At 67.6% G+C, this 26223-nt stretch carries 23 protein-coding genes and 1 tRNA gene; 8 read left to right on the forward strand and 16 right to left on the reverse strand.

Annotated features, from left to right (window positions below; genetic code table 11):
• Window positions 1-1311, forward strand: a 1311-nt coding sequence (locus ACT3S3_RS12705) for a YkvI family membrane protein (RefSeq protein ID WP_444626864.1), incomplete at its 5' end; no start/stop codon positions are given.
• Between the two features lie 12 nt (window positions 1312-1323).
• Here the strand turns inward: ACT3S3_RS12705 and ACT3S3_RS12710 are convergent.
• From ACT3S3_RS12710 to ACT3S3_RS12720, 3 genes are read right to left on the reverse strand one after another with little or no spacing between them, the layout of a single operon-like run.
• A complete protein-coding gene (locus ACT3S3_RS12710; protein WP_441582495.1) occupies window positions 1324-2322 on the reverse strand; it encodes a ferrochelatase in 999 nt (332 codons plus the stop codon).
• A gap of 10 nt (window positions 2323-2332) precedes the next feature.
• Window positions 2333-3700 carry a TIGR01777 family oxidoreductase gene (locus ACT3S3_RS12715; RefSeq protein ID WP_301443006.1) on the reverse strand — a complete coding sequence of 456 codons (1368 nt, stop codon included), beginning with the start codon at window positions 3698-3700 and terminating at the stop codon, window positions 2333-2335.
• On the reverse strand, window positions 3697-4329 hold the full coding sequence (locus ACT3S3_RS12720) for an RNA polymerase sigma factor (RefSeq protein WP_441582494.1): 633 nt from the start codon (window positions 4327-4329) through the stop codon (window positions 3697-3699). The genes ACT3S3_RS12715 and ACT3S3_RS12720 overlap by 4 nt, the downstream gene beginning before the upstream one ends.
• A 265-nt stretch (window positions 4330-4594) precedes the next feature.
• On the opposite strand from ACT3S3_RS12720, the gene ACT3S3_RS12725 reads away from it, so the two are divergent.
• Window positions 4595-6208, forward strand: a complete 1614-nt coding sequence (locus ACT3S3_RS12725; RefSeq protein ID WP_301443008.1) for a catalase — start codon at window positions 4595-4597, stop codon at window positions 6206-6208.
• A 278-nt stretch (window positions 6209-6486) separates the two neighbouring features.
• A complete protein-coding gene (locus tag ACT3S3_RS12730; protein ID WP_444626908.1) occupies window positions 6487-7242 on the forward strand; it encodes a GDSL-type esterase/lipase family protein in 756 nt (251 codons plus the stop codon).
• 3 nt (window positions 7243-7245) lie between these two features.
• On the opposite strand, the gene ACT3S3_RS12735 is transcribed toward ACT3S3_RS12730, so the two are convergent.
• From ACT3S3_RS12735 to ACT3S3_RS12760, 6 genes are read right to left on the reverse strand one after another with little or no spacing between them, the layout of a single operon-like run.
• Window positions 7246-7671, reverse strand: coding sequence for a Na+/H+ antiporter subunit G (locus ACT3S3_RS12735; RefSeq protein WP_301443010.1), 426 nt, complete (start codon window positions 7669-7671; stop codon window positions 7246-7248).
• Between the two features lie 5 nt (window positions 7672-7676).
• Complete coding sequence (locus ACT3S3_RS12740) at window positions 7677-7955, reverse strand: monovalent cation/H+ antiporter complex subunit F (RefSeq protein ID WP_301443011.1); 279 nt, start codon at window positions 7953-7955, stop codon at window positions 7677-7679.
• Window positions 7952-9103 (reverse strand): Na+/H+ antiporter subunit E, encoded by a 1152-nt coding sequence (locus ACT3S3_RS12745; RefSeq protein ID WP_444626868.1) that lies wholly within the window; start codon window positions 9101-9103, stop codon window positions 7952-7954. The genes ACT3S3_RS12740 and ACT3S3_RS12745 overlap by 4 nt, the downstream gene beginning before the upstream one ends.
• Complete coding sequence (locus ACT3S3_RS12750; protein WP_441582492.1) at window positions 9103-10731, reverse strand: monovalent cation/H+ antiporter subunit D family protein; 1629 nt, start codon at window positions 10729-10731, stop codon at window positions 9103-9105. Before ACT3S3_RS12750 ends, ACT3S3_RS12745 begins: the two co-directional genes overlap by 1 nt.
• Window positions 10731-11159, reverse strand: a complete 429-nt coding sequence (locus ACT3S3_RS12755) for a sodium:proton antiporter (protein WP_301443685.1) — start codon at window positions 11157-11159, stop codon at window positions 10731-10733. Before ACT3S3_RS12755 ends, ACT3S3_RS12750 begins: the two co-directional genes overlap by 1 nt.
• Window positions 11156-14323, reverse strand: a complete 3168-nt coding sequence (locus tag ACT3S3_RS12760; protein WP_441582491.1) for a DUF4040 family protein — start codon at window positions 14321-14323, stop codon at window positions 11156-11158. The genes ACT3S3_RS12755 and ACT3S3_RS12760 overlap by 4 nt, the downstream gene beginning before the upstream one ends.
• Before the next feature lie 233 nt (window positions 14324-14556).
• Between ACT3S3_RS12760 and ACT3S3_RS12765 the strand changes: the two genes are divergently transcribed.
• Together ACT3S3_RS12765 and ACT3S3_RS12770 are read left to right on the forward strand one after the other, a co-directional pair.
• The gene (locus ACT3S3_RS12765) at window positions 14557-15420 is read left to right on the forward strand and encodes an aldo/keto reductase (protein WP_301443683.1); all 864 of its coding nucleotides are present in this window, start codon (window positions 14557-14559) and stop codon (window positions 15418-15420) included.
• Between the two features lie 13 nt (window positions 15421-15433).
• A complete protein-coding gene (locus tag ACT3S3_RS12770) occupies window positions 15434-16114 on the forward strand; it encodes a response regulator transcription factor (RefSeq protein ID WP_301443682.1) in 681 nt (226 codons plus the stop codon).
• 54 nt (window positions 16115-16168) lie between these two features.
• Here the strand turns inward: ACT3S3_RS12770 and ACT3S3_RS12775 are convergent, their stop codons facing one another.
• Together ACT3S3_RS12775 and ACT3S3_RS12780 are read right to left on the reverse strand one after the other, a co-directional pair.
• Window positions 16169-16450: a GlsB/YeaQ/YmgE family stress response membrane protein gene (locus ACT3S3_RS12775; RefSeq protein ID WP_444626909.1), complete on the reverse strand. Its 282-nt coding sequence runs from the start codon at window positions 16448-16450 to the stop codon at window positions 16169-16171.
• A 17-nt stretch (window positions 16451-16467) separates the two neighbouring features.
• Window positions 16468-17775 (reverse strand): ISL3 family transposase, encoded by a 1308-nt coding sequence (locus tag ACT3S3_RS12780; RefSeq protein ID WP_444626870.1) that lies wholly within the window; start codon window positions 17773-17775, stop codon window positions 16468-16470.
• Between the two features lie 243 nt (window positions 17776-18018).
• Between ACT3S3_RS12780 and cmtR the strand changes: the two genes are divergently transcribed.
• The 3 genes from cmtR (at window position 18019) to ACT3S3_RS12795 (ending at window position 20666) form a co-directional block, all read left to right on the forward strand.
• Window positions 18019-18378, forward strand: a complete 360-nt coding sequence (cmtR, locus tag ACT3S3_RS12785; RefSeq protein ID WP_027019174.1) for a Cd(II)/Pb(II)-sensing metalloregulatory transcriptional regulator CmtR — start codon at window positions 18019-18021, stop codon at window positions 18376-18378.
• Complete coding sequence (locus ACT3S3_RS12790) at window positions 18336-18974, forward strand: cadmium resistance transporter (RefSeq protein WP_444626872.1); 639 nt, start codon at window positions 18336-18338, stop codon at window positions 18972-18974. The genes cmtR and ACT3S3_RS12790 overlap by 43 nt, the downstream gene beginning before the upstream one ends.
• Window positions 18975-19358: 384 nt before the next feature.
• Window positions 19359-20666 (forward strand): ISL3 family transposase, encoded by a 1308-nt coding sequence (locus ACT3S3_RS12795; protein WP_444626874.1) that lies wholly within the window; start codon window positions 19359-19361, stop codon window positions 20664-20666.
• A gap of 92 nt (window positions 20667-20758) precedes the next feature.
• Here ACT3S3_RS12795 and ACT3S3_RS12800 read toward each other — a convergent pair whose 3' ends face one another.
• The 5 genes from ACT3S3_RS12800 to ACT3S3_RS12820 form a co-directional block, all read right to left on the reverse strand.
• Window positions 20759-20956 carry a CsbD family protein gene (locus tag ACT3S3_RS12800; protein ID WP_301443457.1) on the reverse strand — a complete coding sequence of 66 codons (198 nt, stop codon included), beginning with the start codon at window positions 20954-20956 and terminating at the stop codon, window positions 20759-20761.
• 226 nt (window positions 20957-21182) lie between these two features.
• Complete coding sequence (locus ACT3S3_RS12805) at window positions 21183-22229, reverse strand: hypothetical protein (RefSeq protein WP_444626876.1); 1047 nt, start codon at window positions 22227-22229, stop codon at window positions 21183-21185.
• Between the two features lie 140 nt (window positions 22230-22369).
• Window positions 22370-22443: transfer RNA gene (locus ACT3S3_RS12810), tRNA-Pro, on the reverse strand.
• Window positions 22444-22561: 118 nt separating this feature from the next.
• Window positions 22562-23452 (reverse strand): metallophosphoesterase, encoded by an 891-nt coding sequence (locus ACT3S3_RS12815; protein WP_301443462.1) that lies wholly within the window; start codon window positions 23450-23452, stop codon window positions 22562-22564.
• Between the two features lie 95 nt (window positions 23453-23547).
• The gene (locus ACT3S3_RS12820; protein WP_444626878.1) at window positions 23548-25734 is read right to left on the reverse strand and encodes a transglycosylase domain-containing protein; all 2187 of its coding nucleotides are present in this window, start codon (window positions 25732-25734) and stop codon (window positions 23548-23550) included.
• Window positions 25735-26223 lie beyond the last annotated feature (489 nt).

Raw genomic sequence — 26223 nt, forward strand, 5'->3', positions numbered from 1 at the left:
GTGAAGAAAGCACTCGTCATCGCGCTGGCGTACTTCGGTGTGACCGTGGGCGCAGGCTTCGCCTCCGGGCAGGAGATGCTGCAGTACTACGCGTCCTACGGATTCTGGGGCATCGCCGGCGCGGCGGTCGTGGTGGTCCTCATGCCGATCACCGCCATGGTCATCCTGCAGTACGGCAGCTACTTCCGGGCGCGGTCCCACGAGAAGGTCTTCACCGGGGTCACCTCGAAGCCGGTGGCGGTGTTCCTGGACTACTCGCTGTCCATCGCCCAGTTCTGCATCGGCTTCGTGATGATGGCCGGTGCCGGCTCCAACCTCAACCAGCAGTTCGGGCTGCCGTTGTGGGTCGGCTCCGCACTGATGGCCGCCCTCGTGCTCATCACCGGCATGCTCGACGTCGACCGGGTCACCCAGGTCATCGCCATGATCACCCCGGTGATGATCCTGCTGCTCATCGCCGCGGGCATCTACGCCGTGTCGTCCCCGCCGGAGTCACTGCAGGCCGTCAGCGACTACGCCGTGGCCAACGTCGACTCCCCGGTCTCCGGCTGGCTGCTCGCCACCCTCAACTACGTGGGCCTGGCGATGTTCAGCGGCATCTCCATGGCCATCCTCATCGGCGGCAGCAACTGGAACACCCGCACCGCCGGGTGGGGCGGGTTCATCGGCGGCTCGCTGTTCGCCGGCATCCTGCTGCTGATCACCGTCGCCCTGCTGTTCCGCATCACCGACGTCGCCGACAAGGCCCTGCCCACCCTCGAGCTGATCAACCAGATGAGCCCCGGCATCGGCATCGTGGCGTCCGTGGCGACCTACCTGATGATCTTCAGCACCACCCTCGGCGTGCTCTACTCGTTGGGCAAGCGGCTCACCGTGAACCGCGCCACCGGCTACCGTCCGGTGTTCGTGGTGCTCACGCTCGCCGCCTTCGCCCTGAGTTTCTTCGACTTCGCCCTGCTGGTCAACAAGGTCTTCCCGATCCTCGGCTGGCTCGGCATCGCCCTCGTCGCCGTGCTGCTGGGCACGTGGGTGGTCAACGGCCGGAAGCGCATCGGGCGCGAGGTCCTGCGCCGCGACCGCATCCGCACACTGATCCTGCGGCTCGTGGACCCGAAGGGGAAGTTCACCCGCAAGGACTGGGCCACGCTGGAGAAGTCCTTCAAGGAGTCCAGTGTGAGCGCCGGTCAGCTCCGCGACGACGTCACCGAGGACGTCGTCCAGGAGCTCGACGGCGACGACGACATCGACTTCTCCGCCGAGGACTTCGACGCCGAGGAGTTCTGGGAGGAAACCCGCGACGAGCTGCGTTAGCCCGCTAGTCCGCTAGTTCACCTGGTCCGGGACCAGGTCCAGGATCATCTCGGTGAACTCAGGGGTCGGGCCCGGCGTGGCGGCGCGGACCATCGTGATCCCCAGTTCGGCGGCGGTCTCGGCGGCCTCGTTGTCGAGGTCCCACATCACCTCCATGTGGTCGGAGATGAAGCCGATCGGCACCAGCACGATCGGTCGCCGGTCGCCGGCACCGACGGTCTCCTCGAGGTGGTCGCAGATGTCGGGGTCCAGCCACGGGATGTGCGGCGGGCCGGAGCGCGACTGCCACACCAGCTCCACGTCCGTGCCGTCCTCCCCGTCGGAGGCGAAGCTCGTCAGCTCGCGGACCTCGCGGGCGGCGGTGAGCACCTGCCCGGAGTAGCGGTGCGTGGAGTCCGAGGAGGCCGTCTCGTCCGCCGACACCGGCACGGAGTGCGCGGTGAACAGCAGGCGGGCGTCCTCCCGCACGTCGGCGGGAAGCTCCTGCCGGGCGGCGTCCACCAGGCGCGCGAAGGAGGACAGGAACAGCGGGTGGTCGTGGAAGGGGCGGATCTTCGTCATCGTCGGCGGGGTCAGGCCCGCGTCCCGGCAGGACTGCAGCGCCCGCTCGATGTCCTCGCGGTACTGGATGTCGCCGGAGTAGCCGCCCCAGGCCGACGTCGCGAAGACCACGACCTCGGTGATGCCGTCGGCCACCATCTGCCTGGTGGTGTCCTCCACGTAGGGCTCCCAGTTACGGTTGCCGAAGTAGACGGGGAGATCCAGGCCACGTGCGTCGATCTCGGTGCGCAGGTGGTCGATGATCTCCAGGTTCTGGTCGTTGATGGGGCTCTTGCCGCCGAAACGGTAGTAGTGCTCACCGACCTCGGCGAGACGCTCGCGGGGGATACCCCTGCCGCGGGTCACGTTCTCGAGGAACGGGACCACGTCCTCCTCTTTCTCGGGTCCTCCGAAGGAGAGGACGAGCAGTGCCCTGCGGGCGGTGGTGTCAGACATGCCAGACTCAGCCATGCCCGCGATTCTACTCGCCGGGTAGTCCCAACTCGTGGATCAGGGCACTGCGCAGGGTGGTGTGGCGGAACACGTGCCCGAGGTCCTCGAGCACCCGGGGCGAGACGTTCTGGTCGGCGAGGGCGAGCTCCTCGGCCCCCTGCACGCCCAGCAGCATCGCCGGGGCGGCCGCCGGCACCGGCAGGGACAGCGGGACGCGCACTCGTTGCAGGCCGGACAGGGTCGCGGTGAACTCCGCGTTCGTGACCATCTGCGGCCCCACGCCGTTGACCGCCCCGGTCAGGGTGTCGTCCACCACGGCACGGACGTAGACGTCCACCAGGTCGTCCACCGAGATCCACGGGAAGTGCTGCCGGCCCGAGCCGAGCACGCCACCACCGACCCGGCAGGACGCCGCCAGCGCGGTGAGCAGCGGCGAACCGCCCGCCAGCACCAGGCCCGTGCGCACCGCGACGACGCGACGTCCGGCGTCGGCCGCCGGGGAGGCGGCGTCCTCCCAGTCGGAGACGACCTCGGCGAGGAAGCCCTCGCCGGCACCGGCACGCTCGTTGACGCGTCCGGCGCGGCTGTGGCCGTAGAACCCCACGGCGGACGCACCGATGAAGGTGCCGACCCCGTCGGTGGCGGCGGCGAGCTCGGCGAGTCGACGGGTGGGGCCGATCCGCGAATCGCGCACGGCCGCCTTGTGCTTCTCGGTGAACCGTCCGGCGATGGGAGCTCCGGCGAGGTGGACGACGGTGTCCACCCCGTCGAGCAGGCCGCTGGCGGGGGAGTCCGGGTCCCAGATCCGGGCGTGCGGTTCATGCGGCATCCGCGAGCGCGACAGTGGGATGACCGTATGCCCGAGATTGCGCAGCAGTGCGACCAAGCGGGTGCCGACCAACCCGGTCGCCCCGGTGACCGCCACGGTGTGGTGGCCGGTCACCTCCGCCGAACCCACGCGGGCGCGGTGTGCCAGGTCGTCGGCGAGCTGGCGGTGGCGGTAGGTGAACACCCGGTCCAGCAGTGCAGCAGGGGCGTTGGCCTGCACGGAGTCGGTGAGCACGGTGCCCGCCGACCCGATGGCCCCGTCCTCGCGCAGGGTGTGGTTGTGGCGCCAGCCGGTGAGCTGGCGCAACGGGGTGCTCACGCACTCGTCGGTGAAGGCGTGGCCGTCCCTGAATTCGCCCGGCACGTGACGGGCCTCCCAGATCCGCAGGCCCGGCACGCGGCCGGGCAGGGAGAGCAGGGTGGTCCCGTCGCACAGGGAGTCCGCCTCGGCGGCGACACGGATGCGGGAGAAGCCCGGGGTCAGACGCGTCACCGCGCCCGGGCGGGTGTGCCAGTCCCAGACGTCCTGACGTGGGAACCGGAGATGCTGGTGGTGGAGGTGGGTCACGAACCCCAGTGTAGGACCGGTCCGGGATCTGTGTCGCCGGTGTCGCGGCCGGACGCGGCGAGCAGGTCCGCACGCGCCCGCGCCACGCGCGACCGGATCGTCCCCACACGCACGCTGCAGATGTCCGCGGCCTCGGCGTAGGTGTGCCCCAGGATCTGGGTGAGGATCAACGCCTCACGACGGTCCGGGGCGAGGTTGTCCAGCATCGCCCGGGCATCCACCAGCTCCGCCCACGTCTGCCCGCCGGTGGTGTCCGGGGAGGTGGTCAGCTCGGTGGCGTCCTCCCACTGCTCGGCGGAGCGGCGGGGACGGGCCATGTCGTGGCGCACGCTGTCGACCCAGGTGTGCCGGGCCAGCGCCAGCAGCCACGTGCGGGCCGACGAGCGGGCGGCGAACCGAGGCAGGCCGCTGAGCGCGCGCAGGTAGGTCTCCTGGGTGAGGTCGTCGGCGCGGTCGGCGTCCGCCAGGTGGGCCAGCAGACGCCAGACGTCGGCGTGGGTGGCCTCGATGAAGTCGTTGAGGGCCCGCCGGTCGCCACCGGCGGCACGCAGGGCGAGGTCGGTGACCGCGCGGTCCGACTCGGACACGGCGGAAGTGTCGCGGGCCGACTGGGCTGAACTTCTTCGCACGGTAGAGAATTCTAGCAGGACCGGCCGGTGACCGGCCACACCACAAGTCATAAATATACCCATTAAATCCGTCAGGATTGATAGTGCGAGGCATCGAGGTGGAGTGTATAACGGGAACCAGGCGGCAGGACGCCCCCGACAGGGCCTGCGAACCATCCCCGTGACCGACCATCACGGACAGGACCCTCCGGGAGCTCGACCGTCGACCACGACTGACACGTGCGCGACGCGTGCACGACACGGCAGCACCCAGGAGGGAACACTCATGAGCACGGACAAGCACACGAGCTCGAAGGACATCGCCCACCGCGGCGTCTGCCCGTACTCCGGGCACTCGACCAACGCCAACGGCTCCCCGGTCACCACCGAGGAGCACTCCGTGACCGTCGGCGAGCAGGGCCCCATCGCCCTGACCGACGTCCACCTCGTCGAGAAGCACGCCCACTTCAACCGCGAGCGCATCCCGGAGCGCAACGTGCACGCCAAGGGCTCCGGTGCCTTCGGCGAACTGACCGTCACCGAGGACGTGTCGCGCTACACCAAGGCCGACCTCTTCCAGAAGGGCCGGGTCACCCCGATGCTCGCCCGCTTCTCCACCGTCGCCGGCGAGCAGGGCTTCCCCGACACGGTGCGTGACGTGCGCGGATACTCGCTGAAGTTCTACACCCGCGACGGCAACTACGACATCGTGGGCAACAACACCCCGGTGTTCTTCCTGCGCGACGGCATGAAGTTCCCCGACTTCATCCGCTCCCAGAAGCGCCTGACCAACGGGCTGCGCAGCGCGGACATGCAGTGGGACTTCTGGACCCGCAGCCCCGAGTCCGCCCACCAGGTCACCTACCTCATGGGCGACCGCGGGATCCCGAAGGACTTCCGCCACATGGACGGCTTCAGCTCGCACACCTACCAGTGGATCAACGCCGCCGGCGAGCGCTTCTGGGTGAAGTACCACTTCAAGACCCGGCAGGGCTGGGAGTTCTTCACCGACGACGAGGCCAGCAAGGTCGTCGGCTCCGGCGACTTCGACCACTCCCGCGCCGACCTCTACGACGCCATCGAGCGTGGCGAGTACCCCACCTGGGACGTCAAGGTGCAGATCATGCCGCTCGATGAGGCCGAGGGCTACCGCTACAACCCCTTCGACCTGACCAAGACCTGGTCGCAGAAGGACTACCCGCTGATCGACGTGGGGCACTACACCCTGAACGCCAACCCGCAGAACTTCTTCGCGCAGATCGAGCAGGCCGCGTTCGCACCGTCCAACATCGTCCCCGGGATCGGGTTCTCCCCGGACAAGATGCTGATGGCGCGCGCCTTCGCCTACGCCGACACCCAGCGCTACCGCCTGGGCGCGAACTACCCGCAGCTGCCGGTGAACCGTCCGGTCGTCGAGGAGCGCAACTTCTACACCATGAAGGACGGCGCGGCGGCCTACGAGTTCCCCGCCGACGGCACGCCGGTGTACTCGCCGAACCGCTTCGAGCGCGGTGAGGGCACCGACGACGTCTCCGACGGATCCGGCGTGGTGGAGAAGGGCGTGGCGCCGGGGGAGTCGTCCTACGGTTTCGGTCGCGGCCAGGAGTCCGCCACCGGCCCGGCCGACGACCTCGGCCTCTTCGACGACAACTACGGCGGCGACCTCACCCGTGGCGCCTACGTGCGCCACCCGGAGGACGACGACTTCGGCCAGGCCGGCAACCTCGTGCGCGAGGTGCTGGACGACGCCGCCCGTGAGCGTCTCGCCGGCAACATCGCCGGGGCGATGCAGGGCGTCTCCGAGCAGGTCGAGGGCCAGTGCTGGACCTACTGGGGCCGGGTCGACGAGAACCTGCGCGACCGTGTGAAGGAGATCTACACGGAGCTCAAGAACAGCTGAACATGCTGAGGGTGGGCTGAACTGGAGCGGGCAAGCTTCTGCCATTAGTGTGGTTTCTGCATCCATATACCCTGTACATGACTGCAGGCGCCACACCAAGAGGAGTTCACCCATGCCCGCCACCACACCATCCAGTACCCCTACCGGTCCGCGCAGGACGTCCCGACGTGGTCGGCTGACGTCCCGCGTCCTGGCGGCTGGCACCGCCCTGCTCGCCTCACTGGGCCTGGGCGCCACGCTCGCCCCGGCCGCCCACGCGGCCGCCGGGCACCGGAAACATCGTCGCCTTCGGCGACTCCTTCGCCGCAAAACCCGACCAGGTGCGCAACACGCTGCACGGCGTTCCGGGGCCCATCGGCGACTGGGCGGACGACTACCCGCAGACCGCGGGCTGCCTGCAGTCCCCGCAGAACTTCCCCCGGCAGCTCAGCCAGGTCACGGGACGGACGGTCGACGACTACTCCTGCTCGGGGATCAGCTCCGGGTCGATGATCACCCGCATCAACCAGGCGATCAACGCCGGTGTGCTGAACAACGACTCCACCGTGGTCCTCGCCGTCGGCATGAACGACTTCGGGCCGTTCGGCTACGCCGAGAACGGCACGGGGCTGATTGATCCGGTCAACGTGGCCGCCAGCTACCGCTCGAACATGGCTTCCGCCGCGGCGCGGATCCGCTCGGTGGCCCCGGGGGCCTCGATCGTGGTGCCCGGCACCCTGCCCACCGTGGACCGCGACACCATGATGTACTGCCCGCTGAACGTGGTCCCCAACATGCCGGCCGGGCTGCCCATCCCGCTGCTGCGTGACGTGGAGAACTGGAACCGTGAGAACCAGAAGACCGCCGCGGCCGACATCGGGGCCACCTACGTCGAGGTCATCGACGGTGCCCGTGGCCACGACAGCTGTGCCACCGACACCGAGCGCTACGTCGCCGGCATCATCGACACCACGACCCCCGGGTACATGATGATGTTCCACCCCTCGACCGCGGGTTCCCGGTACCTCGCGGAGACCGTCGCCCCCCACGTGTGACGGTCAGCTCGTCTCCTTGGCCCTCTCGCCACCGGACAGGGGGACGGTGTGGTCCCACAGTGTGGCGTGCAGGGCACGGCCCATCACGTAGGATCCCACGGCCTGGACGATGAGTAGTGCGAGGACGGCGACGATCCCCCTGACCAGGTAGCCGACCACGAAGCCCTCGGTCGCCCAGGAGTGGACGAAGTCAGCTGCCACGAGGAGCGGCAACCCCATGCCGAGCGCGGGACCGATCATGTTGACCTGGCTCAGCGCGTCCGGGGCGAGGTACATCGCCACGGCCGAGACCAGGACGTAGAGCGAGCCGATGACGGCCAGGACGCTGACGATGATCGCCGGGATCCAGCCGATCTCGCTCGTCTCCTGGACCACCCCGGCCTCGGCGGCGAGCAGGTCGACGGTGGACTGTGTCTGTGTGAGCATCATTTCTCCTACCTGCGTCCGCGGGTGATGATCCGCGCGAAGGCCATGGTACTGATCGCGCCTCCCAGCCCGGCGAGCAGGACGACGTCGTAGGTGATCGACGAACTGTAGAACAGGCTGTAGACGAGGAAGCCGGCGATGATGGTCAAGAAGACCATGTCGGCCAACACGGCACGGCGGGCGTCGTTACGGGTGGATACGGTCCGCCACAGAACGAGGGCCATGGCCGCGGCGATGATCACCGCGGAGACCCCGGCGAAGATCCACAGGAATTGTGTCGGTGTCACTTCGAGTCGTCCTCTCTCTTGTCACCGTCGGCGGGTGGGGTGTCCTGGTCACCGGTGTGGGGTTCCTGACCGGTGGCGGGACTTCCGTGCCGACCGCGGAGCCGGGACAGCGGTGTTCCGGGAAGACCCCGGCGACCGCTGAGGTCCAGGTTCGGCTGCGGCAGGCGGGAACGAACCTCCAGGGCGTTCACCAGCGAGGCGATGGGGGAGGTGCGGCGGCCACTGCGGGAGGCCTTCGTGCCGTCGGCGGTGGGGGACTGGTCGTGCGCCTCGGACATGGCGGAGATGCCGCCGTCCTGGGACGGGGCGACCCGTGCGGGGTCGATGCCGCCCTCGGAGTCCTTGGCGTCGTCGTCGGCGTCGTCGAGGTCGAGGGCCGGCGGGCTGAGTTCTTCGGCGAGCTTGCGCCGACGGCGCTTCTCCTCGTCCTCGATCCGACGGCGCTTCTCCTCGGCGGCCTTCCTCGCGTGGGTCTTGGCGATCTTCTCGCGTTCCTCGCGGGAGAGGTTGTCGAAGTCGTTGACGTCGAGGTTGTCGTCCTGGCGCATGATCGCCGCGACGAAGGCGGCGGCGTGCGGGGTGGAGTCGACCTTCTCGATGTCGAAGACGCCGTCCTCGCTGGCACGACCACCGCGGTTGCCGCGGTAGCCGCGGGGCCCGGGCACGCCGCGCTCCACGAGGTGCTCCACGTCGAACTCGATCTTGCGCTTGCGCACGGAGGGGGAGATCTTCGCCTCCATCACCGCCAGCGAGTGCAGCAGCTCCTGCGGGTCGGCACCGTACATGGCGTGCACGGCGAGGAAACGCTGCACACGGGTGAGACCGTGGGTACGGAACTCCGAGGTGGCCACGGAGCTCACGTCGCTGAGGTTGCGCTTGCTGGCGTTGGCGTCTTCGTCGACCTCCTTGGGGCCGGTGACCCCGAGGGCCAGGGTGCCCGGCGTCATGGTGATCGAGGCGATGAAGATCGCGATGTCACGTTCACTGGTCAGGCGCAGCGGGTAGTAGATCATCACGGGCGCGATGTGACGACCGGTGGTGAAGGTGTCGTAGGCCATGATGGTGGACTCCTTCACGATCTGGCCCGCGAGCCAGACCGAGTAGGACGTCCAGTGGCCGATCTGCTGGAAGATGTTCTTCTTTTCCATCACCGGGTTCCTTCCGCTGCGGATTCGGTGTGCGCCAGGCCGTACTCCTCGGAGGGCAGGACGACCCCGACGGCCTCGTCCGGGTCACCGAGGATGGCGTGGACGTAGTCCGTGGTGTCCGTCAGCGACGCCGCGGCGTCGCCGGTGACCTGGGTGATCGCGCCGATGCCGAGGAACATGGCGATGCTGATGACCATCATCGCCGCGCTCGGCAGGGTGAGCCGCACGCTGACCGCCAGGCTGGGGTCCATGTCCTGCTTGTCCATCGGCTTGCCCCAGAAGCACTTGCGCCAGACGTGCAGCATGCTGAGCAGGGCGCCGATGGAGGCGACGACGACCGCGCCGACACCGACCCAGACCATCGGCCCGGAGTCGCGGACCATGGCGAAGATCAGCATGAGCTTGCCCCACAGGCCGGAGAACGGCGGGAAGCCGATCAGCGACATCGCGGCGGCGGCGAAGACCACGGAGATCATCGGGTCGCGACGCATCAGGCCGGACAGCCGGCGCAGCCGCCCGGTGCCGTAGGTCTCCTCCACCGCACCGGCGGCCATGATCAGCGCACCTGCGGTGATCATGTGGTGCAGCATGTAGAAGATCGCCGCGGAGAGCATCAGCTCGGCGTTGCCGCCGAGGAAGGCCAGTGCGACGAGGATGAACGGGATGCCGTTGACCATCTGGTAGGAGATGACCCCGCGCAGGGTGGTCTCGCCGAGGGCGGCGAACCCGCCGATCATCATGCCGATCACGGCGAAGACCAGGATGGTCAGCGCCCAGCGTTGGTCACCCTCGAAGATGGTCATGAAGATGCGCAGGATGGCGTACACGCCGACCTTGGTGTGCAGCCCGGAGAACAGGGCCATCACCGACGGGGAGGTCGATCCGTAGGCGCGGGGGAGCCAGGTGTGCACCGGGGCGGCACCGGCCTTCACGGCCAGGGCGATCAGCACGATGCCCAGGGCGAGCCAGAGCTGCCACTGGGTGCCGTAGATGCCCTCGGCGAACCCGCCGGAGGCACGTTCACCCGCGGCTCCGGCGAGGGCGGCGATGTTGGTGGTGCCGACCACCGCGTACACCAGGGCGACACCGGAGAGCAGGGTCAGCGAGGTCACCAGGTTGACCAGTACGAAGGTGCGTCCTGCGGCGAGGCGCGCCCAGGTGCCGGTCATGGCCAGCAGGCCGAAGGACGGCATCAGCATGACCTCGATGAACACGAAGAGGTTGAACAGGTCGGCGGTGAGGAAAGCACCCCACACGCCGGCCAGCAGCATCAACGTCATCGCCGGGTAGAACCGTGCCTGAGACTCGCCGACGGCCTCGGCGAACCAGTTGGCGGTGAAGGCGACCACGGAGGTGGCCACGATCATCACCGCGGAGAGCGTGTCGGCCGCCAGCGGGATCGAGACGCCGCCGATGAAGTCGCCGACGTTGTCGGCGACGACGGTGGTCTCACCGCCGCCGGCAACCTGGGTCAGCAGCAGGACGCCGCCGACGATGCCGGCGAAGGGGACGATCAGGCCGAGGGCCCGCCGGGGCAGGCTCCAGGGCAGCGCCGCGGCGATGCCCGAGGACATCAGCGGGACGACGATGAAGAGTGCGAGGAGCGGGCCGAGGGTGTCCGGGTTCATCAGTAGTCCACCTCTCGGTCGCGCCGGCGCTTGGCCTGTGCGGAGTGTTCGTCGATGCGGTGGGCGGAACGCTGGCCCACGGTGTCCAGGGCGCGGAATTCGCGGCGGGCGCGCTGGACGTCCTCGCCGGAGCGGGTGTCGTCGTCACGGCCGAGGGCCGCGAGGGCGAGCAGGACGGCGGTGGTCGCCATCGAGATGACGATGGCGGTGAGGACGAAGGCCTGGGGGAGCGGGTCGGCGGACTCCGCGGGCAGCGTCCGGTCTGCCAGCGGGTCGGAGCGCCAGGCCCCGATGCCTGCGGCGAGCAGCAGCAGGTTGACCCCGTGGCTCATCAGCGTGGTGCCGATGATGACGCGGACCATGCCGCGCTGCATCACCATGTAGACGCCGGCCGCGACGAGCAGGGCGATGATGGCCGCGATGATCATTGGTCGTCACCGTCCTTCTTCTCGTTCTTGTCTGTCTTGTCTGTCTTGTCTGTCTTGCCTGTCTTGTCGGACTTCGGGGCGGGGTCCGCCTCGTCCGGGTGTTTCTGTTTGTTCCGGCGTTGCTCCTCGGCGACGGCCGAGGGGTTCAACGGGACCGCTGAACCACCGGCGGTGACCGCGACCTTCGAGCCGGCGAGGGCCTGGAGCTCAGGGCGCTGGGCCATCATCTTTGAGGACTCCACCGGACTGGCCTTGGTGAGCTTGCCGGGCTCGGCACCGGGCCGGTCGCGTCCGCCGAGCGAGTTGAGGACGATGACCACGATGCCGATGACCGCGAGGTACACGCCGCCGTCGAAGAAGAGCGAGGAGCTGAAGTGTTCCGAACCGATGTAGAAGTGGATCGGTGCGAGGAAGCTGCCCTCAAAGAAGCCGAAGAGTCCGGTGACCAGTGCCAGGACGATGCCGCCGCCGACGAGCTGGTAGCCGAGGTCGGCCTTCCCGATCTTCTTCGCGTTCGGCTGCACCAGGTACCAGAACACCAGGCCGAGGGCGAGCATCAGGGCGGCGAGGAAGCCACCGCCGGGTGCCTGGTGACCGCGGTACAGCGTCACCGCGGAGTAGACCACGAGGACGGCGAGGAACGGCCAGACCACGTTGCGGCCCAGGATGGAGTTCAGGTGGGTGCTGCGCAGGTACTTCGAGTAGAAGGGCGCGAGCTCCGGGATCTTGTGCACGTCGGGGAACTTGGTGGACCCCTCCTTGCGGAAGAGCTCGGCGGTGGAGCCGGGACCGTAACCGGGGACCGGGGACTTCGGCACCGAGGCGACGATCGCCGCGATGACGATTCCGGCCATGCCCAGCACGGACAGCTCGCCGAGCGTATCGAGTGCACGGAACTCCACGAGGATCGCGGCCACGATGTTGTTGGCGCCGGACACGTCCGGGGACTCGGTGATGTACCACTGGGCCAGCTCGGGCCGCGGGTGACGGCCGATGAGCAGCCAGACACCCACGAAGACGACCAGGCCGACGATCGTTGCGAGGGTGACCGCGAACTTCGTGCGGTTCTCACCCTCCTTGAGGTAGAGCCTCGGCTGGTGGCGGACGACGAGCATGAGGAACACGGTGACGATGAACTCGACCATGAGGTTGGTCATCGCCACGTCCGGGGCACCCAGGGTCAGCATGATCCAGGAGACACCGGCACCGGCCACGCCGACCAGGACCACGGACCCCATCCGCGAGCGGGTGGAGATGATCGCCATGGTCACGAGGAGCATGATGAGCAGTCCGGCGATGTCGGTGATGTTGTCGATGCCGGAGACCCGCGGCTGCAGGGCGCCGAGGTTCTCCAGCCCGCCGGGGCCGAAGAACGCCGCGGTGCCGAGCACCAGGAGCATCACGAAGATCCACAGCAGGTGGCTGTTCGGGCTCAGGGCGTTGCCCAGGCGGCTGACCAGGCGGCCCCACCGGCTGGCCATGCGCAGTGTGAAGGCGATGAGCTCGTTCCCGGTGAAGGGGAAGAGCCGGTGGTCCTCCATCCAGTCGGTGAAGGCGCGGTGGCGCATGGCCACGAGGATGCAGCCGACCACGATGACGGCGATGGTGATGTAGAGCGGGATGCCCGGGCCGTGCCACAGCGCGAGGTGCGAGTGCGGGTCGCCGGAGCCGATGGAACCGACGATGGCGTCCATCGGGGCGTCGAACAGCGACAGGAAGAGTACGACCGGCAGGGACAGCACACCGGGGATCGCGGCCGGCAGCCAGAAGGACGCCGGTGCCTCCTTCACCTCGTCGACAGGGACGACCTCGGCGGTGTCGACGGCCGAGCCGGTGTCGATGAAGGCACCGATGAGGTACTTCGCGGAGTACATGAAGGTGGCGACGGCGCCGACACCGGCGGCGATGAGCATCACGATCTCCCAGCCCGGCAGCAGCGGGGACTCGGTGAAGGACTCGAGCATGCCCTCCTTGGACACGAATCCGAGCAACGGCGGGATGCCGGCCATGCTCGCCGCGGCGATCGCGGCGGCGGTGAACGTGGCGGGCATGCGACGCCAGATCGAGCCGAGCTCGCGGATGTCGCGGGAGCCGTTCTGGTGGTCGATGACGCCGATGACCATGAACAGCGAGGACTTGAACATCGCGTGTGCCGCGGTGTGCAGGACGGCCGCAGCCAGGGCGAACGGGGTGCCGATACCGATCGTCGCCACGATCCAGCCCAGCTGGGAGACCGTGGAGTAGGCGGTGAGCCGCTTCAGGTCCGTCTGCTGGTAGGCGAAGACCGCGGCCATGACCGCGGTGGCCATACCCGAGATGATCAGCATCAGGTTCCAGACCAGCACGTCGGAGAAGATGCCGGAGAAACGGAGCAGCAGGTAGATGCCGGCCTTGACGACGGCGGCGGCGTGCAGGAACGCGGAGACCGGGGTCGCCGCGGCCATGGCCTCCGGCAACCACACGTGGAAGGGCAGCTGGGCGGCCTTGGAGAACCCGGCGAGCGCGATGAGCACGGCGACGATGACGGTCACCGAGGCGTCCTGCCCCCAGACGTCGCTGTTGATGATGCCGGAGATGTTCGACGTCCCGGTGGCGGCGACGGCGACACCCAGGCCGACCAGCAGGCTGAGCCCGCCGGTGAAGGTGAGGATCAGGGTACGCACGGCACCGGGCTCACCGGTGTGGCCGGCGCGGGCGATGAGGAAGAAGGACGCCAGCGAGACGAGCTCCCAGCCGATGAACAGCACGGAGACGTCGTCGGCGAGGAACAGGACGACGACCGACACCATGAACGCCGTCATCAGGACGTAGAAGTTCATGATGTGCTCCCCGCGGTGCAGGTACCGCGAGGAGTAGGCGAACACCGCTGAACCGATCAGGAGTGCGAGCAGGGTGAAGAACATGCCCAGGGGGTCCATGCGCAGGGCGAACTCGAGGTCCGTCCCGCTGCCGTCCACGCCGGGCAGGACGTCGCGGACCCAGGTCGCCGAGAAGACGGCGTCCTGTCCGTCGAGGATGTCCCCGGCGTAGGAGAGTACGTAGGCGGCCAACCCGAGGAACACGGCGGCCAGTGGCCAGCCTGCGTTGCGGTCGAGTGTCTTGACCAGGACCGGGGTCAGTGCGAGAGCTATGGCAAGCACCACAGGAACGACGATCAGGGTCACGGTCTCACCAACACCTCACATTTGTTCTGACTCGGTAGGCGCCCCATGGTTCCTGCGGCTGTCGGGTCTTTCGGACCGAACCACCTGCGGATCCGGTCAGGATCCGAGTAACCTCATGCGACGGGCCAAGTTTATCAGGCGTGTCGGACACGGGTACGGGCAGGACTTTGCAGTAGGGGCCCCTGCCCTTACCCGGACACGCCCGGACGGCGACCTTGTTACGATCGGGCGGCATGTCTCATACAGCGTCTGAAACGCCCGACCGACAGTCCAACTCCGCATCGCTCGAACTGCCCGCACTGGGGTTCGGCACCTACAAGTTGTGGGGTACCGAGGGCGCCGATGCGGTCACCGGAGCCATCGAACTCGGCTACCGCCTGATCGACTCGGCCTACAACTACGAGAACGAGGGGACGGTCGGGGCCGGCATCCGTGCGGCCGTGGACCGGGGCCTCGCCGCGCGCGACGAGATCATCTACACCAGCAAGCTCCCGGGCCGCTACCAGGAGCGCGAGAAGGCGTTGGCCGCGGTGGAGGAGTCCTACTACCGGGCGGACGTCGGCCCGATCGACCTGTACCTCATCCACTGGCCGAACCCCGGCCAGGGCCACTTCGTCGAGGCCTGGCGTGCGTTGATCGAGGCGCGGGAGCGTGGCCTGGTCAAGCACATCGGCGTGTGCAACTTCCTGCCGGAGCACATCGAGACCCTGGAGAAGGAGACCGGTGAGCTCCCGGAGGTCAACCAGATCGAGCTGCACCCCGCCTTCCCCCAGGTCGGCGCCCTCGAGTGGAACAACTCGCACGGGATCATCACCGAGGGGTGGAGTCCGCTGGGACGCGGCGCCGCGCTGGACAGCGCCCCGGTGCAGGACGCCGCACGTACGCACGACGCCTCCGCCGGGCAGGTCGTGCTGGCGTGGCACCGGGCCGTCGGCTCCCTGGCGATCCCGAAGGCGTCCAGCCGGGAACGTCAGCAGGAGAACCTCGACTCGCTGAAGCTCGAGCTCCGCGACGACGAGGTCGCGGCGATCACCGCCCTGGGGCGTCCCGACGGGCGTCTGAAGGGCCAGGATCCGGCGAGCTACGAGGAGTTCTGAGACAATCGGCTGCGTGCCCACGCAAATCACCCACCCCCTCAGACTCCGGCTGCTCAACGACTACGAGGTCGTGGTCGCCGGACTCCGGTCGATCCTCGCCCCGTACGAGGGCAGGATCCACATCGTCGAGACGGACGTGGGGACCACCGGCGAGCGCCCGGTGGACCTCACCCTCTACGACACCTTCGGGCTGACCCAGGCGGACGGCCAGGAGATCGACGCCGTGCTGGCCGACCCCACCGCCGGGCGCGTGGTGGTCTACAGCTGGAACATGCAGGCCGACCTCATCCAGACCGCCCTGGACAAGGGGTGTCACGGCTACCTCGACAAGTCGATGGGTGCCGGGGTGCTGGTCGAGTGCCTGGAGGCGATCGTGGAGGGGCAGGTGCTGGTCTCCGACACCGCGGAGTTCGCGGGTGCCGCGGCCTCCGACCCGGTGCCGGTGCGTGGCGTCTGGCCGGGACAGGCGGAGGGGCTCACCGCGCGGGAGGCGGAGATCGTCACGTTGATCACCAGGGGGATGACCAACGCGGAGATCGCCGAGCGGAGTTTCATCACGATCAACTCGTTGAAGTCGTGCATCAGGTCGGCGTACCGCAAGATGGGCGTCGAACGGCGCTCCCAGGCGGTGCGGTGGGGGATGGAGCACGGGATGACCCCGCCCGGACGTGAAAAGACCCCCCAGCCGAGCTGAGGGGTAACTCCCGGTGGTGGGGAGGAGGGGTCCGGCCCGCGGGGGCCGGGGACGTCACCTCTTCTTGGTCACCAGTCCCACGATCCACAGCAGGATCACCGCGCCGATGAGGCACGTGATGAAGCTGAAGATGATTCCTCCGCCGGCCACGTCCACGCCGAAGAGGGTCAGCAGCCAGCCACCGAGGAAGCCGCCGATCACGCCGACGACGATGTTGAGGATGATCCCCATGGAGGCGTCGGTGCCCACGACCTTCGAGCCGATCCAGCCGGCGAGACCGCCGACGATGATCCAGCCGATGAAGCCGAGGGGCGGGGCCGAACTGGCGGCGAGGATAAGCGGCCCTTCCGGTTTTAGAGTGCATTGATCTTGGCCTGGAGTCCTCCGGAGTGAATTAAGGACCGCAAGATGTAGTGGGTCAGATTTCTGAAACCCAGTGCGATGCCGCGCAGATGTTCCAGGCGTCCGTTGATCGCTTCGACCGGCCCGTTGGACACACCGTGGTCGAAGTAGGCCAGGATCTCGTGTCGGCGTTTCCACGTCGTTCTGCCCAACTGCCCCAGCTCTTGGACCCCTGTTGGTAGGCCGGTGCGGATCCGACACAGCACCTTGTACATCCAACGTTTCCCGATCTTCTTGTTCGGATGCCCGTACGCGGCGATGATGTCCTGATAGATGTGGTGAGTCACGTCCACCGCGGCGTGGTCTTCGACCGCCAACACAGTGTTCAGCTTGGTGAGTTGTTTCTCGGTCAGCAGTTCCATCCGGGTCAGCATGATCCGCCGGATCCCGTACAACGGATCCCCGGACCTGCCGCGATGCCCACACGTGGCCTGCTGGATCCGCTGCCGGGTCTTGGTCAGTTTGTCCGCTGCCAGATGCACGACATGGAAGGGGTCCATGACCTTCTTCGCCTGTGGCAGCTGCTCACCAGTGGCGGTGTGGTAGCCGGCGAACCCATCCATCGACACGACCCTGACCCGGTCCCGGAAAGTCTGGTCCCGATCTTTCAACCAGCGGCGCAGCACCTCGGCCGACCGGCCCGGGACCATATCCAACAACCGTGCTGGGCCGGTGCCATCCACGTTGGGAGTCAGGTCCACGATCACGGTGACGAAACTAGGATCCCCTTGGCCACGGCGGTGTTTCCACTTGTGTTCATCCACCCCAAGGACCCGTACCCCGGCCAGATGGTTCGGATCGCCGTAGACCAGCTCACGGGCCTGGTCCAGGGCGACCTGGTTGACGGTGTCCCACCCGATGTCCAGCGACTTCGCGATCGCGGCGACACTCATCCGGTCAATGGCCAGACGTTGCAGGATCCAGCGGGTGCATCGTAGGGTCATCTTCTGTTTTGGTGGTGCGCAGTCGAGTTGCTGTTGGAAGATCCGCGTCCTGCACTCAGGGTTCGTGCAGGTGAACCGGGGTAGTTGAACCCGCAGGCGGGTCGGGTGTCCGACCACGGGCAGATCCACGAGTTGGCGGGTGACGTGGTCACGGCCCCGTCCTGGTTGCCCGCAGGACGGGCACGTCGGGTCCTGGTGGACGGGTTGGCAGGTGATCCACGTGTGGTGGTCGTCGATCGCGGCCCCGGTGATCGTCAGTCCGAGTTCCACGGTCCGGATGATGGTGTCGGCGACTAGAGACGTAGAATCGGGCATAGGTCCTCGGTGTGATGAATGGTTGGAAGTGGGACACCTTGATCGGTACGTGGGCCACCGCTGGCCTGGGCCGGAAGCTGCCGGCAATAGCCCTCACCTTTAAATCACGTCGGGAACACCGCCAACTAGGCAGCCGCTTCCTTCCTGCGCAGTGAAGGCCTCAGCCTGAAAGTGCAGACGACCTCTGGCAACGACGCCACCCCATGTCGAAGTTAGTTCAGCAACAGCTGTATAGTTCAGCACATGCTGACTATTGCTTCTCGTCTAGACGTGATGAACCGGTTGGGTCGGGCCATGGCGGATCCGACTCGTTCCCGCATTCTCCTGGCGCTGCTGGAGGGGCCGGCCTACCCGGCCGCTCTCGCCCAGGATCTGGAACTGACGCGCTCGAACGTGTCGAACCATCTCGCCTGCCTGAGGGACTGCGGAATTGTTGTCACCGAACCGCAGGGGCGACAGACCCGCTACGAGATCGTTGATGCTCATCTGGCGCAGGCGTTGAACGCGTTGCTGGATATCACCCTGGCCGTCGATGACAACGCCGAATGCATCGACGCCGGATGCGCCGTACCTGGGTGTGTCACTGGACAGGAGAGTGCGTAGTGGTAACCGGTCTACTGTCGGCGATTGGTCTGTTTATCGCCACCAATATCGACGACATCATCGTGCTCTCGCTGTTTTTTGCCCGCGGGGCGGGGCAAAAAGGGACCACGCTTCGGATTCTGGCTGGTCAGTACCTCGGCTTCATGGGCATCCTCGCGGCCGCAGTCCTGGTCACGCTGGGGGCAGGAGCATTCCTACCTGCTGAGGCGATCCCGTACTTCGGACTAATTCCCCTGGCCCTGGGACTATGGGCGGCCTGGCAGGCCTGGCGAAGCGATGATGACGACGATGATAATGCGGAGATCGCCGGGAAAAAGGTGGGTGTGCTGACCGTCGCCGGTGTGACGTTTGCCAACGGTGGCGACAATATCGGCGTCTACGTCCCGGTCTTCCTCAACGTGGACACTGCCGCCGTCATCATCTACTGCATCGTTTTCCTCGTCCTGGTGGCAGGCCTGGTCCTGCTGGCAAAGTTCGCGGCCACCCGCCCGCCCATCGCAGAAGTCCTTGAGCGCTGGGAGCACGTGCTGTTCCCGATCGTCCTGATCGGCCTGGGCATCTTCATCCTCGTCAGCGGCGGCGCCTTCGGCCTTTAATAAGCCCATCCCGAGCGCCCGGGTGGCCTATCCAGGTGTTGCCATCGGCGTCGACTGAACCGCCATTCGAAGCCGCGGAAAAACCGCCAAACGAAGCTGCAAGTCACAGCCTCCACGCTTCTTCTTTCGTTTCTTGCCGCTTTTCTTGGATGGAGGGGGCGACTCTACGCGGAAAATATAGCTTGCCTCTTCTTCACACCAAGTTCCATCAGGTGCTGCATGCCCACTAAAATGAGTTTCCCCAAGGTAAACGGCTCTTCCGGATCTGGGGTGCGTGGCCGGGATGAGGTACCAAGTATGAGGATCGGGACCCACCACAAGATGTAGGGGTCCCCGGTGTGAAGATGAAAGCTCCTACACAACCATCTTTCGCCCCGAGGACCTATGCCCGATTCTACGTCTCTTATTGCTGACACCATCATCCGGACCGTTGAACTCGGCCTGACCATCACGGGCGCCGCGATCGATGAGCGCCACACGTGGATCACCTGCCGCCCGGTGGAACAGGATGCCTCCTGCCCGGCCTGCGGGATGAAAGGCCGGCTGCGTGATCACCGGATCCGTGAACTCGTGGACCTGCCCGTCGTCGGGCATCCCACCCGGTTACGGATCCGGCTACCCCGGTTCACCTGCACCAACACCGCCTGTGCGACAAAGATCTTTCAACAGCAACTCGTGTGCGCGAAGCGGAAAGCCAAGCTCACCGACCGCTGCACCCGCTGGATCCTCCAGCGCCTGGCGATTGACCGCATGAGCGTTGCCGCGATCTCGAAGTCCCTGGACATCGGCTGGGGTCTGGTCAACCAGGTAGCCCTCGAACAGGCCTGGGAGCTGATCTACGCTGATCCCACCCACCTGGCCGGAGTCCGCGTGCTGGGGGTGGACGAGCACAAATGGAAACACCGCCGTGGCGACGGTACTCCCGGTTTCGTCACCGTCATCGTCGACCTGACGCCGAACGTGGACGGCACCGGGCCCGCCCGGCTGTTGGACATGGTGCCGGGCAGATCCGCTGAGGTGCTGCGCCGCTGGCTCGCCGCCCGGGAGAAGTCCGTCCGCGACCGGGTGAAAGTCGTGTCGATGGACGGATTCGCCGGCTACCACACCGCCACCACCGAGCAGTTGCCGAAGGCGAGGAAGGTGATGGACCCGTTCCACGTCGTGCACCTGGCTGCCGACAAGCTGACTATGACCCGGCAGCGGATCCAACAGGACACCTGTGGGCATCGCGGCAGGTCAGGGGATCCCTTGTACGGGGTGCGTCGGATCCTGTTGACCCGGATGGGACTGCTGACCGACAGGCAGAAGGCGAAGCTGGACGCGGTGTTCGCTGATGAGCGGCACACGGCTGTGGATGTCACGCACTGGACGTATCAGGACATCATCGCAGCCTATGAGCATCCTGACCGTCGGGTCGGGAAGAGGTGGATGTACAAAATCATGTGCCGGATCCGGAAAGATCTCCCCGCCGGGGTCCAGGAGCTGGGGCAGTTGGGTCGGACGATGTGGAAACGACGGGCCGAGATCCTCGCGTACTTCGACACCGGCGCTTCCAATGGCCCCGTCGAGGCCATCAACGGACGGTTGGAGCACCTGCGTGGCATCGCACTCGGGTTCAGGAACCTCAGCCACTACATCTTGCGGTCACTGATCCACTCCGGAGGGCTCCAGGCCAGGATCAACGCACTCTAAAACCGGAAGGGCCGGATAAGCGTATTCGAGTCCATGTCATTCTCCGTTCATGAGTCGTCGTTCCGGGACGGGGCGCAGGGGTCTGCGGTCCGCTAGTTTCCGGTGATCTTGTTGATTCCCTCGGAAATCTTGTCCTTGGCGTTCTCTGCGGCGTCCTTGACACCGGACGCCGCCTGGTCGGTCTTCCCGTCTCCCTTGAGACGGTCGTTGTCGGTGACGTCACCAGCGGCTTCCTTGGCCTTGCCGGTGGCGTCCTGAGCCTTGTTCTTGATCTTGTCGTCGAGACCCACGGTGGTTCTCCCTTTCGGTCGTCGGAAACAAATGTTCGTTCCCAGTGTACGTCATTGTGTCGAAAGTGTGACGGGCATTTTCCGTCGTTCGCGGCCTCTCCGGTCATGAATAAACCGAAAAAGGCATGACAAAATAAACGGTGTGTCTATATGTCAATACACTCCCGCAATTGACTGCACTCGCTCGCAACTCGCTCGAATCGTGTTGTCGTTCAGCGGCGGGGCATCACCGTCCGCCCCAGACCGTCGGCAGGCCCTGGAGGGCACTGGCACCCACGGTCACGAGATCCTCCCGGGGACGGTGGGTGCGCAGCGCGTCCCGCAGGTTGCGCACCTGTCGGGCGCGGGCGTCGTCGTCACCGTCCGGACCGCTCCCCGGGGCAGCGTCCAGGGACCGTAGGACGCAGGAGAGCGTCGTCTCGCAGGCGTCGTGGACGATGCCGCGGACCCGCAGGGCCTCAGCCCACTCCGGTGCCCCTGTGGCACCGTCGCGGTCCACGACGCCGGCGAGTCGCTCCAGGACCGCACCGCCGGCGAAGAGTGCCGTGTCGCAGCGTCCCAGGTCCCACAGTTCCGTCCTGTTCACGGCGTTCATGGCGTCCGGTGTCGGCCGGGCGAGCCGCAGGTGCAGCTTCTGTGCGAGGCCACAGGCCGCGCCCCACCACATCGCCGCCTCCCCGGCCGCCGCGAGGGCGTGCCCGGGACGCGACGTGTACCAGTCCTGCGCTCCCACGACGTGCGCGTGGGCCCGCAGGAACCTCACACTCCCACCGTCCCGGGCGTCGACGGTCACACCGTCGTCGTGAAGCCGGACGGAGAAGAGGCTGTGTGCCGCTCCGTCGGTGCGGGCGCTGACGAGCGCGTGGCTCAGCGAACCCACCGCCGCGGACCCGGACACTCCTCCGGTGAGCAGCCAGCCGCCGGTCGGCGTCCGCTCGGCGTGCACCTGTGCCGCGGAGTCGTCGGTGAAGACGCCCCAGGTCGACCCCGCCGGGGCGAAGACGACCAGGTCGAACTCGCGCGCCTGCTGCAGGATCGCGAGGGCCTCCAGGTGTGGGCCCAGACACCGGGCCGCGGTGAGGTTCAGCGCGCCGAGCTCCGCCAGGCCGCGCCACATCCGTCGGGTGTTGCCGGGGGACTGCAGCCCGACGGCCCGGCGGACGTCGTCGGCGAGCGCCAGGGCGCGTCCCGCGTCGTCCCCGGCACGCAGGATCCGTGAGCGCAGCGCGGTCGGCAGGACGCGGCCCGCGCCGGACGGGGTGAAACTTGTCATCGGTTCCACGCTAGAAGTGGCGGCCTACGCGGGAAACACCCCTGAGGGTGGCCTCCTGCGGCCGGTCACCCGGATCCCAGGCAAAGAAAAGGAACACCCTCCGTCCTGCGTCTGCAGGTCGGAGGGTGTTCCTCTGGCTGTCGGGGTAGCGGGATTTGAACCCACGACCTCTTCGTCCCGAACGAAGCGCGCTGCCAAGCTGCGCCATACCCCGGTCTGGAACGGCACGGATCAACCCTCGCGGGTTTCTCTGTGTCGCAACAGGTAAGCACTATAGACGGACTTCCGGCCCCGTGGCAAAACACCTGCACACGGCCGCGTAGCGGGTCGCGTCAGGACTCCCGCTCCACCACCCGGACCAGGGTCGCCGACGGGCGGCAGAACATTCGGAAGGGCACGTACTTCGACGTCCCCAACCCGTTGGTCACGTGCAGCCACATCCGCTCGGACCACCGCGACAACCCGGAGACCCGGGAGCGGTCGATCCCGCAGTTCGTCACGATCGCCCGCCCGCCGGGCAGACACAGCTGACCGCCGTGGGTGTGCCCGGCCATCATCAGCTGGTAGCCGTCGGCGGCGAACTCGTCGAGCACCCGGGGCTCCGGGGAGTGCGCCAGGCCGATCGCCAGGTCGGCCTCGGGGTTCGGCGGGCCGCCGAGGGCCCCGTAGTCGTCCCGGTCGAGGTGCGGGTCGTCCACGCCGCCCACGGCGAGCTTCACCCCGGAGGTGGCGAAGTCCACGCGCCGGTGGGTGGCGTCCTCCCAACCGTGCTCCACGAAGGCGGCGCGCATGCCGCGCCACGGCAGCTCCACGTCGCTGGGCTTGTTGCGCTTGCCCAGCAGGTAGTTGAACGGGTTGACCGGGTGCGGCGCGTAGTAGTCGTTGCTGCCGAAGATGAACACACCCGGACGGCGCAGCAGCGGACCCAGCGCACGCAGGACGCCCGGCACAGCCTGTTCCTCGCCGAGGTTGTCGCCGGTGTTGACCACCAGGTCGGGTTCCAGGGCGTCGAGCGAGGCGACCCAGCCCTGCTTGATCTTCTGGTCGGCGAGCATGTGCAGGTCGGAGACGTGCAGGATCCTGAAGTCGTCCTGCCCCTCCGGCAGCGTGCCCGGCTCGAGCGCGGGCACGGTCACCTCGTGCAGGACGAAGGCGCGGGTCTCGACGACGGCGGCGGCCGCCGTGGCCACGCCGAGCGCGGCGAGTGCGCCGGTGGTGCGCAGGGCGGAGGAGAGGACGCCGCGGGCGCGTGCGGAACTGTTGTCTGGGAGGTCTCGGCTAGTCACCCTGCCCAGTGTAACGGCGGGCGGGAGGTGGCCTAGTCGAACTCGTCGAGGGTCATGTCCCAGCCGGTCTCACGGGTGGCCGTCCCGGACGATCCTGTTCCGGACGCACCGCCCGTCGCCGTGTCGTTCGCCGCACTGCGGTAGCGCGCGGGGTTGCCGCGGTCGTAGTCACGGTTGTAGGAGGGCAGGCCCGCACCGCCGTAGCTGCCGACCATGGAGTTCGCCGCGGTGAAGAACGCCCGCGCCGGCTCGTTGCCGCCGTAGAGGTTGCCCTCGCCGCACTGGCGTAGCGGCCCGGTGCACAGCGGGGAGGCCTGCGAGCCGTCGTTGAAGGCGTACGTCGCGCCCGCCAGGCCCGGGGTGAAGCCCAGGAAGGCCGCCGACAGGCTGGTCTCGGTGGTGCCGGTCTTCGCCGAGATCGGCCCGCCCCAGCCGGACGCGTCGGCCGCGCCGGACGCGGTGCCGTCCGCGACGTCCCCGCCCATGCCGTTGGCCAGGGCGTCCGCCACACCGGAGGAGAGCGCCTGCTCGCAGTCCGGGGTGTCCAGCGCCACGTCCTGCCCGTCGTGGTCGGTGACCGACAGGACGGGGGAGGGCTCGCACCAGCGGCCGTGGTCGGCGAGGCTGGCGGAGACGTTCGCCAGCTCCAGGGGGTTGACCTCCAGCGGGCCCAGCACGAAGGAGCCCAGGTTGCTGTCCTTGATGAAGTCGGCCACGGACTGCTCGCCGTCGTAGGAGCCCGCCTCGCCGTAGGAGCGCAGGCCCAGGTCCACGGCGATGTCGGTCATCCGCTCGGTGCCGAGCTTCTCCGCCATGGCCACGAAGGGGGTGTTGGGGCTGGTGGCCAGTGCCTCGCGCAGGCTCATCTTCGACTTGAAGTCGCCGGCGTTCTCCACGCAGTAGCGGTTGGCCGGGCATCCTTCCGCACCGCCGCTGCCCATGCCGGAGACCTCGATGCGGTTGGGAACGTCGAGGCTGGTCTTCATGCCCATGCCGTTCTCCATGGCGGCCGCGGCGGCGAAGATCTTGAACACGCTGCCGGCGCCGTTGCCCTCGGAGGTGTGGGTCACCGGCAGGACGGTCTCGCTGACGTCCGCGTCGAGCCCGTAGGTGCGCGAGGACGCCATGGCGACGACCTCGTGGGCGTCGTCCGTCGGTGCGATGAAGTTGGAGGTCAGCGACACACCCGGGGTGGACGGGTCGGCCTGGGCGCGTACCGCGTTCACGGCCGTCTCCTGGGCTGCCGGGTCCAGGGTGGTGCGCACCGTGTAGCCGCCACGGGCGAGCTCGGCGGTGTCCAGGTCGTGGTTCTCCAGGTACGACAGCACGTAGTCGCAGAAGAAACCGGCGTTGTCCGCGCCGATGCAGCCGTTCGCCTGGCCCACGGGGCTCTCGTTCACGCCGAGGGGTTCGGCCACGTAGCGGTCGCGCTCGGCGGGACCCAGGGCGCCGGTCTCCACCATGGAGTTGAGCACGGCGTCGCGCCGGGCCTGGGCGCTCTCCGGGTTCGTCCACGGGTCGTGGGCGCTGGTGGACTGCACCATGCCGGCCAGCAGGGCGGACTGCGGCACGGTGAGCTGGTCGGCGGTGGTGGAGAAGTAGGTGCGCGCGGCGGCCTCGATGCCGTAGGCGCCGTTACCGAAGGAGATGAGGTTGAGGTACCGGGTGAGGATCTCGTCCTTGGAGTAGCGCTTCTCCAGGTCGGTGGCCATCTTCATCTCGCGCAGCTTGCGCGACGCCGAGGTCTCGGTGGCGGCGGCGCGTTCCTCGTCGTCCGCGGCGTCGATGAGCAGCAGGTAGTTCTTGATGTACTGCTGGTCGATGGTGGAGGCACCCTGCTCGACCCCGCCGCTGGAGAAGTTCGCGGCCAGGGCGCGCAGGGTGCCCCGCACGTCCACCCCGTCGTGCTCGTAGAAGCGACGGTCCTCGATGGCGACGATGGCGTCCTTCATGGTGTCGGAGATCTCGTCCGCCCCGGCGGAGTAGCGGCGCTGGTCGTAGAGGGTGGCCAGCGTGTTGCCCTCACGGTCGGTGACGGTGCTGACCTCCGGCAGCGACTCGTTGTCGTCGATGTCGGCGAGGTCGCTGTCGACGGTGTCCGAGCCGGCGTTGACCACCAGGCCCGCGCCGCCGACCAGTGGGACGACGGCGAAGGCGGTGAGTGCGCCCACCATCACGACGGCGAGGACGAGTGTGGCTGCGCTCTTGAGGTAAGTCACACACAGCAGCGTATCGGATGGCCCCTGTGATGGGGAGCCCGTGCCGGTATCGCCGATCGGTCCCCGGCAGGGGGAGCGTGCGGGGGTGGCGCAGGGCTGCGCCGTCGGACGTTCCGCGGAGGTCGTGTGCGGGGTTTCGGAGGGGCGGCGGTGAGGCGCCGCCGGGGGTCGTCGGTAGCAGCGACCGTGGCCGGGTGGCGAGGGAACGGTCAAGTGGTGACAGACATCACATTGTACCGTCATTGTGGTGCCGTAGTGTGATGACCAGCACATCTTCTGTGGCGATCATTCCATTCCGCTGCGCGACGGCGCCGAGTGTGCCGTGGGTGGGTGAGAAGGCACTGTGGCGGGGCCCGTGGTGGAGCAGTGGCGGGCCGGACGGTGCGACGGGCCGCGCGGGCATGGCCCGGACCCTCGTCGCGGGCGCCCGGTGATGTGCCGCACAGGTTCTCGGCATATGTGCGATTCGACACTTCTAAATCTGTGTGA

This window comes from Corynebacterium sp. AOP40-4SA-5, from assembly GCF_052377355.1.
Classification (GTDB): Bacteria; Actinomycetota; Actinomycetes; order Mycobacteriales; family Mycobacteriaceae; genus Corynebacterium.